The following is a 2,211-nucleotide window of genomic DNA, read 5'->3' on the forward strand; positions in this document are numbered from 1 at the left end:
GTGTCTGCGCCTGCAGGCGCGCCTCGGCCTGTTCCCAGCTGCCGGTCATCAGGCTGTTGGGCGAGTAACTCTGTAAATCCCAGCGCAGCGTTAGCGCGCCTTGCCGACGGATCACCTGCTCGACCTCCACGTGCCAGAGGCGCTCAGCGCCCTGAAAAGCGCGGATGTCATCACCTTCCAGCGTCAGCTCAGTGCGCCCGCTGATCTGCAGCAGGTCACCCGTGGCGAAGTCGATGAACAACAGGCCGGCTTGCGGGTTGAGCAGCAGGTTGCCGAGGGTGTTGAAGTGCAGGTTGCCGGCAAAATCCGGGATGCTCAGGCGGTTGCCCTGCACCCGCACAAACCCGGCCTGGCCGCCCCGGTGGGAAACGTCCACCGCCAGCCGGCCATCCTCCAGGGTGACATAGCTGGCGACAAAGAAGGTGTCAGCACCGGCAATCATCTGCTGCGCCGGCTCATCCAGATGGTCCAGTTGCTCGGCCACCACGGCTGGTAGGGGTTGGCTGACGGGCAGCATGTGCTGGCGCAGCTGGATGTACTGCGGGCAGTTGCCGAACGCCTGATCCACGGCGATGCCCAGGCCCTGCGCGTCACGCCCGACCACATTACCGTTAAGGCGATTGCGCCGACGGGTATGCAGCTCGATGCCCAGCAGGCCGACGGCCGCACCGTCTTGCAGCGCCTGCGCGGCCGGATCGCCCGCGCCGAGCACGCTATCCAGCCGCAACAGGCGTGGCTCCGGGGAATGGGCAAAGCCGACCGGGCCTTCGAGGATGCTGGCCCAGGGGCGCCCTTGGGCGTCTACCGAGCCCAGCAGCAGGAACGGCAGTTGCCGGTAGAAATCGCGGTGCTGGTCGGGCATATGGTCGCGGATCACCCGCCGGCCAAATGCTTCCATACGCTCGGCAACACCCACGCGCTCCTGTAACTGCTTTTCCCCGGCGTGCCAGGGAGATAAATTGGTCGGCTGTGGGCTGGTCATGGCAAGGCTCCGCTGAATGAAAAGGCCGGCGCGGCCGATGGCCGCGCCGGGGGTGAGTCAGGCGCTTTGCAAGCCGACGGCGGTGCGTTGCATCGGTACGAAGCCCGGCAGGGCTTCGACGCGCGCCAGCCAGGCACGCACCTGCGGGTAGTCGGCCAGCGACACATTGCCCTCCGGCGCATGGGCGATATAGGTATAGCTGGCGACATCGGCCAGGGTCGGCAGGTTTCCGGTCAGGTACGGGCGGCTGGCCAGCTCCTGCTCGATCACCTTGAGCAGGGCGTGGGTGCGGGCGATGGTCGACGCTGCATCGTAGGGGGCGCCGAACACAGTGATCAGGCGCGCGGTGGCCGGCCCCGAGGCGATCGGTCCAGCGGCGATGGACAACCAGTGCTGTACCTGCGCACCTGCCAGCGGCTCCTTGGGCAGCCACTGACCGCTGGTGTCGTACTTCTTCGCCAAGTACACCAGGATGGCGTTGGAGTCACTCAGCACCACACCGTTATCATCGATTACCGGCACCTGGCCGAAGGGGTTCATGGCCAGGAATTCGGCCGATTTGTGCGCGCCCTTGGCCAGATCGACGAACACCAGTTCGGTCGATACATTCAGCAGCGAGAGGAACAACTCCACACGGTGAGCGTGACCGGAGAGGGGATGACGAAAAAGTTTGATCGGCTTGGACATGGTGAACTCCGCAGTTAGCTATGTGAAACAGCGACACCGAGTGTGCCGTGTTGTGTGAACCATACTGAGCTACCTAGCCAAATCGTAGAATCACCAGAAAAAGCAATTCATTATTACGTAAAATGAAATAAAAGCGTCGCTCAGCGCAGCGCCGGGTGCTCGCGCAAACGGCCCACCGCAAAATCAACAAAGCTGAGCACCCGCGCAGCGGCGCGCCGTCCTTCGCGATAGACCACATACACCGGCAGTTCCGGTAAGCCGAACGCCTGTAGCACCTCGACCAACTCGCCACGTTGAAAACGCTCATGCACCTGATAGCTCATGCAGCGTATTAGCCCGCCATCGGCGCAGGCTGCGCGAATCGCTGGCTGATTGGAGGTGCAGCTCAACCGCGGGCGAAGCGGGTAATGCCGCAGTCTGCCCTCGACCTGAAAGCGCCACTCGGTCAGCCTGGCATCGGCACTGGAATGGATAATGCGGTGCCGTGAAAGTTCCTCGGGATGCGTGGGTGTGCCCAAGCGTGCCAGGTAGGCGGGGCTGGC

Annotated in this window: 3 protein-coding genes; all 3 read right to left on the reverse strand. The window is 63.7% G+C overall.

Annotation, left to right across the window (positions count from 1 at the left end; genetic code table 11):
• Positions 1–982, reverse strand: a 982-nt coding sequence (locus BN1129_RS07705; RefSeq protein ID WP_209418487.1) for a pyridoxamine 5'-phosphate oxidase family protein, incomplete at its 3' end; no start/stop codon positions are given.
• 57 nt (positions 983–1,039) lie between these two features.
• The gene (locus tag BN1129_RS07710; protein WP_042035656.1) at positions 1,040–1,669 is read right to left on the reverse strand and encodes a glutathione S-transferase family protein; all 630 of its coding nucleotides are present in this window, start codon (positions 1,667–1,669) and stop codon (positions 1,040–1,042) included.
• A 140-nt stretch (positions 1,670–1,809) separates the two neighbouring features.
• On the reverse strand, positions 1,810–2,211 hold a 402-nt coding region (locus BN1129_RS23780), incomplete at its 5' end, for a LysR substrate-binding domain-containing protein (RefSeq protein WP_042035657.1).

Source organism: Aeromonas popoffii (assembly GCF_000820025.1).
GTDB lineage: Bacteria > Pseudomonadota > Gammaproteobacteria > Enterobacterales > Aeromonadaceae > Aeromonas > Aeromonas popoffii.